This window comes from Marinospirillum sp., from assembly GCF_014859565.1.
Map to the genome: position 1 here is coordinate 1 of NZ_JACUUA010000185.1, position 6,292 is coordinate 6,292.

Sequence of the window (6,292 nt, forward strand, 5' to 3'; positions counted from 1 at the left end):
CACGAATTTGCCGGTTGGATTGATGTGGTAACGCGTATCCTTGTGCAATAGATCAGTTGGAATGACGTGTTTAACAATCAGCTCCATCACCGCTTCCTGCAAATCCTTCTGAGATACTTCCGGATTATGCTGAGTGGACAGTACCACGGCATCAATGCCCACCACCTTACCATTCTCATAACGGCAGGTGACCTGGCTTTTAGCATCCGGACGCAGCCAGTTCAGCAGGCCGCTTTTGCGAACTTCGGCCTGACGCTCTACCAGACGGTGTGCAAAAGTGATCGGGGCAGGCATTAATACATCGGTTTCGTTAGAGGCATAACCAAACATCAGACCCTGGTCGCCAGCGCCCTGATCTTCTGGTTTCTGACGATCCACACCCTGAGCAATATCCACCGACTGTTTACCGATGATGTTGATCACACCACAGGTGTCACCATCAAACCCCACCTCAGACGAGGTGTAACCGATATCCTTGATGACACCGCGTACCAGATCTTCCAGATCCACCCAGGCAGAGGTTGAAATCTCACCACCCACAATCGCCACACCGGTTTTCACCATGGTTTCACAGGCAACACGGGCGTGTTTGTCTTCAGCAATAATGGCGTCCAGCACTGCATCAGAAATCTGGTCAGCCAGCTTGTCGGGATGCCCTTCGGACACGGATTCGGAAGTAAAAAGGGAATATTCGCTCATAACAGCCTAACGCTCCTGATGGCTTGAATTTGTGTCGGCATTTTAACCCGCAGGGGCAGGGGTTGCACTTGAAAAAAAACGCTGTTCATCCTGAGCATCTCAACTTGACAAGCTCGTGCGACAGAATAAGCTGCATGGCTTGTATAACAATCCAATGACCCAGCAGGCGACCCGATGGTTTCTTTTAACATTTCAGATCTAGTGGATCAATTTGATCCGCAGACTTTTTCACGCGGCAAGACCTATCTGAAACAGGGTCGCATACTGGAGTTCAGAGAACACAAGGAAGAAAGCTATGTTGATGCCAGGGTTCGTGGTAGTGGTTCAAAAGTTTATAAAGTACGGGTTGCAGATACATCAACCGGCCTGATCTGTCGATGCACCTGCCCGGTTAGGCACGAATGCAAACACGCTGCGGCAGTTGCCTTGTATTGGCTGGATGCGAGCGCGAAGGAAGAGGCTGCAAAATCGATAAGAATCCCCCCTCGCCTTGCCAGCAAACCGGCTGAAGCCAGCAGCAGTAAAAAAGAACAGCTGAAAAAATGGCTGGAAACACTGCCACCAAACAGTACATCCCAGCCACCTTTAATGCCCATGCCGGGTAAACACCAGCTGCTGTATTTTCTTAAAGTCGCTCCCGGCGGCAAGGCACGCATCACCATTAGAAAAGCCTATTTAAAAAAGAACGGCGAGTGGAGCCAGATCACTCACTACTCACCCAATATGTTTGAGCTAGGCTTTCATCGTCCGGGGCATCTGGAACCGATTGATACCAGTATTTTACAGCTGATTGTTAATCATCAAAACAACTACGAATTTTTCCTGAGCGGCAAAAAAGGTTTTCTGGCACTAACAGAAATGCTGCGCAGCAATCGTTTACTGCTGGATGAAAGTTATCAACCTCTGGAGCAAGGGGCAGAACAGACGCTTTCCGTCTGCTGGAAGTCTACCGATGAGCAACATCTGCGGCTAAGTATTGAACTATCGGAAAGTGAGCAGTGGCAATTGATTGTTACTGAACCACCCTGTTACCTGGATGAAAAACGCGGGTTAATCGGCCCGCTGCAATCCCACATTGATGCGGATCGTCTGCACCATCTGCTGCAATTTCCTGAAGTACATCAGGATGAGCTTCGGGTAGTAGCACCCAGCCTGCGACTCAGCTTCCCCAAAGAGCAGTTGCCGCTGCCAGAAGAGCCTGATCTGAAAGAGGTTTCCAGCCCGCAACCCAAACTGACACTGATTTCAAGCAACAAGTTTGATCTTGCCATTCCCGGCTTGTTATTCAGCTTTGTTTACGGTGACCTAGAGATTCCGGTTCGTGATGAAGTTATTTCCGAAACTGTTCAGACCGTGATGCATAACGGTAAAACCTACCTTCTGACTCGCAATGCACAACAGGAGAAAACTGCCGTAGATCGGATTGTCTCCATGAACCTGGTTGCCTTTGAGAATCTGCATGATCAACACCTGTTCTGGTCTGTACAACACAGCACGCCCACAGAGCTTTTTAATCGCTGGCAGCAGTTGATAGATAAAGAGCTGCCACAACTGGAAAAAGAAGGCTGGCTGATCGAAATAGATCCCAGTTACCAATTGAAAACCAGCCCCGCCCAGCTGGACTTTAATATCAAAGACAGCAGCAACCACTGGTTTGAATTCTCCCTTGCCATCAACTACGGCGACTACCGTTTATCCACCACTGAATTGGTCGCTATCTGGTTGGAAGAGGGTCGCCCAGATCAGCTGGTGATACCTATTGAAGATGAGTGGGTCAGCCTGGATACTCAGCCCTTGCAACCCATACATGATTTATTGCAGGCACTCTACAAAAGCAAAAAACTTGACCAGCCAATGCGTCTGCCTGCTTATCAAGCCGCTCAGCTGGAGGCATTGAATCTTGATGACCGCCAGGCACCCCTGACCCGTAAACTCATTCAGCAGCTGAAGCATTTTTCCGGGCTGGAGCCAGTTCCAGTCCCTGAGCAGCTCAATGCCACACTGCGTCGCTATCAGCAGGAAGGCTTGAACTGGCTGAATTTTCTGCATCAATACGGTTTTGGCGGCATTTTGGCCGACGACATGGGGCTGGGTAAAACCTTGCAAAGTCTGGCCTTGATGCAGCACCTTAAAAATCAAAAACAGCTCAAAAAACCCGTACTGGTGATTGCGCCAACCAGCCTGATGGGAAACTGGAAAAGAGAAGCTGAACACTTTGCACCCCAACTGAAAACACTGGTGCTGCATGGTGCAGAACGCCACAGCCAGTTTAGCCAGATCAAAGCATCTGATCTGGTCATTACCAGCTACCCGCTGATTGCAAGGGATCTTAAGCAGCATTTAAAACACAATTACACCCTATTGATACTGGATGAAGCCCAGGCCATCAAAAACCCCCGTACTCAGGCTGCAAAGAATGTCCGCGACATTAAAGCGGGTTGCCGAATTTGCCTGACCGGTACACCTTTAGAAAACCATCTGGGAGAGTTGTGGGCTTTAATGGATTTTGCCCTGCCGGGCTTGCTGGGTGGCGACAAAACTTTCAAGGAACTCTATCGCAACCCCATAGAAAACGCTGGAGACGATACCGCACGCCAGCAACTGGTTCGCAAGGTCGCACCCTTTATGCTGCGGCGCGATAAGGACCAGGTGGTTAAAGAGCTGCCGCCAAAAACCGAAATCATTGAATATGTCGAGCTAGAAGGTGAGCAGCGCCAGCTTTATGAAAGTGTGCGCATCAGCATGGAAAGGCGCATTCGTGACCTGATCAATAAACAGGGCATGGAGCGCAGCCACATCGAGTTTCTGGATGCGCTGCTAAAGCTACGTCAGGCTTGCATTGCACCGGAGCTGGTTAAACTGGATGAAGCCTCTGGTATCAAAACCAGCGCAAAACTGGAGTGGTTAGCTCAAAAACTGCCGGAAATGCTGGAAGAAGGCCGCAAGATTTTACTCTTCTCACAGTTTACTCAGGCGCTGACTCTGATTGAGCAACAGCTGAAAAAACAAGGCATTCTCTACAGCAAACTCACTGGCCAAACGCGCAAACGCCAAGAAGCCATAGATGCCTTTCAACAAGGTGAAGTGGATGTTTTTCTGATCAGCCTGAAAGCCGGTGGCAGTGGACTTAACCTCACTCAGGCGGATACCATCATCCATCTTGATCCCTGGTGGAACCCCGCGGTGGAGAATCAGGCAACGGATCGTGCCTACCGTATCGGGCAAGACAAACCGGTTTTTGTTTACAAGCTGGTCGCAACCAATACAGTTGAGGAGCGCATACAGGCCATGCAAAAAGAAAAACAAGCCTTGGCCGATCAGCTTTTTAACGCCACAGGCAAAACCAGCGCACCACAAAACAAGGATGACCTGCTGGCATTGCTGTCATAAGTAACGACTCGGATAATAGCAGCGGGGCTTGAACAGTTTGCTACTGACCGCCAGATGCGGGAAAATAGCGCCCAATTTATTCACTTGTTATGAATCACACCCCTTCGGGGCAGGAGAGCACTACCCATGACTTCACGTTTTGATCGCGCCAATGCCATTCGCGCACTGGCCATGGATGCCGTACAGAAAGCAAAATCCGGCCATCCGGGCGCACCGATGGGCATGGCAGACATCGCCGAAGTGCTGTGGAACGACTACCTGAAACACAACCCAAAAAACCCTGAGTGGGTGGATCGTGACCGCTTTGTACTCTCCAATGGCCACGGCTCGATGCTGATTTATGCACTGCTGCACCTGTCCGGTTATGACCTCTCAATCGAAGATCTGAAAAACTTCCGTCAGCTGCACAGCAAAACCCCCGGCCACCCGGAATACGGTTACACCCCTGGTGTGGAAACCACCACGGGCCCGCTGGGTCAGGGTATTGCCAACGCCGTGGGCATGGCACTGGCGGAAAAAACCCTGGCCGCGCAGTTCAACCGTTCCGGCCATAACATTGTTAACCACCACACCTACACCTTCTTGGGTGATGGCTGCATGATGGAAGGCATCTCCCATGAAGTCTGCTCACTGGCCGGTACGCTCGGTCTGGGTAAACTGATTGCCTTTTATGATGACAACGGCATCTCGATTGATGGTGAAGTGGAAGGCTGGTTCACCGATAACACTGCCCAGCGTTTTGAGTCCTATGGCTGGCAGGTGCTGAAGGTTGACGGCCACAAGCCGGATGAAATCAAAGCCGCGATTGAAACCGCCCGTCAGGAAGAAGAACACCCCACCCTGATCATCTGCAAAACCGTCATCGGTTTTGGTTCACCCAACAAGGGTGGCAAAGAAGACTGCCACGGTGCCCCGCTGGGTGATGACGAGATTGCCCTGACCCGTCAGCAACTGGGCTGGAACCACGCACCCTTTGAAATCCCTGCGGATATCGCCGCTGAATGGAATGCACAGGAAAAAGGCCAGCAGGCCGAAAGCGTCTGGAACAAGACTTTTGCTGCTTACCAGCAAGCCCATCCAGAGCTGGCTGCTGAATTCACCCGCCGCATGAAAGGGGATCTGCCTGCCGATTTCACCGCCAGCGTGGATGCCTATATCCAGCAGCTGCAACAAGCCGGTGAAACCATCGCCAGCCGCAAGGCCAGCCAGAATGTACTCAACACCCTGGCTCCGAAACTGCCAGAACTGCTCGGTGGTTCTGCTGACCTGGCACCCTCCAACCTGACCTTCTGGAAGGGCGCCAAAGCCATCACCCGCGAAGATGCCTCTGGCAATTATGTGCACTACGGTGTGCGTGAGTTTGGTATGGCGGCGATCATCAACGGTGTATCACTGCACGGCGGTTTTATTCCTTACGGCGCCACCTTCCTGATTTTTATGGAATACGCCCGTAATGCTCTGCGTATGGCCGCGTTGATGAAAAAACAACACATCGAAGTGTTTACCCACGACTCCATTGGTCTGGGTGAAGACGGCCCAACCCACCAGCCGATTGAACAACTCGCTAGCCTGCGCGGCACCCCAAACATGAGCGTCTGGCGTCCGGCGGATGCCGTGGAAACTGCCGTGGCCTGGAAATCCGCTCTGGAACGTAAAGACGGCCCCACTGCACTGATTTTCTCGCGTCAGAACCTGCCACACCAACAGCGCAGCGCTGAACAACTGGCCAATATTGCCCGTGGTGGTTACATCCTGAAAGACTGCGATGGTGAACCAGAAGCCATCCTGATTGCTACCGGCTCCGAAATTGGACTGGTGATGGAGGCCGCTGAACAACTGGCGGCACAGGGCAAACAGGTACGTGTAGTCAGCCTGCCCTCCACCGATGTCTTTGAACAACAGGATGCTGAATACCGCCAGTCGGTATTACCCGCAGAAGTCGGTTCACGTGTGGTGGTGGAAGCCTCTCATAAAGACTGGTGGTACAAGTATGCCGGTCTGGAAGGTGCAATTATTGGTATGGAAAGCTTCGGTGAATCCGCACCAGCTGAGCAACTCTTTGCTGAGTTTGGCTTCACCGTGGAAAACGTAGTGGCTACGGTGGAAGAACTGCTGGAAAGCCTGGAAGACTGAGGCCGATTGTTTTAACAACCGGAACGGAGCCCCTGACAGCAATGCAGGGGCTTTTTTTTATTGCATTAAA

General features: G+C 51.5%; 3 protein-coding genes. 2 read left to right on the top strand and 1 reads right to left on the bottom strand.

Annotation, left to right across the window (positions count from 1 at the left end; genetic code table 11):
• On the bottom strand, positions 1-699 hold a 699-nt coding region (gene metK / locus IBX50_RS15875; RefSeq protein ID WP_292257272.1), incomplete at its 3' end, for a methionine adenosyltransferase.
• 174 nt (positions 700-873) lie between these two features.
• Between metK and IBX50_RS15880 the strand changes: the two genes are divergently transcribed.
• Together IBX50_RS15880 and tkt are read left to right on the top strand one after the other, a co-directional pair.
• Positions 874-4,089 carry a DEAD/DEAH box helicase gene (locus tag IBX50_RS15880; RefSeq protein ID WP_292257273.1) on the top strand — a complete coding sequence of 1,072 codons (3,216 nt, stop codon included), beginning with the start codon at positions 874-876 and terminating at the stop codon, positions 4,087-4,089.
• Positions 4,090-4,215: 126 nt separating this feature from the next.
• Positions 4,216-6,222: a transketolase gene (tkt, locus tag IBX50_RS15885; RefSeq protein ID WP_292257274.1), complete on the top strand. Its 2,007-nt coding sequence runs from the start codon at positions 4,216-4,218 to the stop codon at positions 6,220-6,222.
• Positions 6,223-6,292 lie beyond the last annotated feature (70 nt).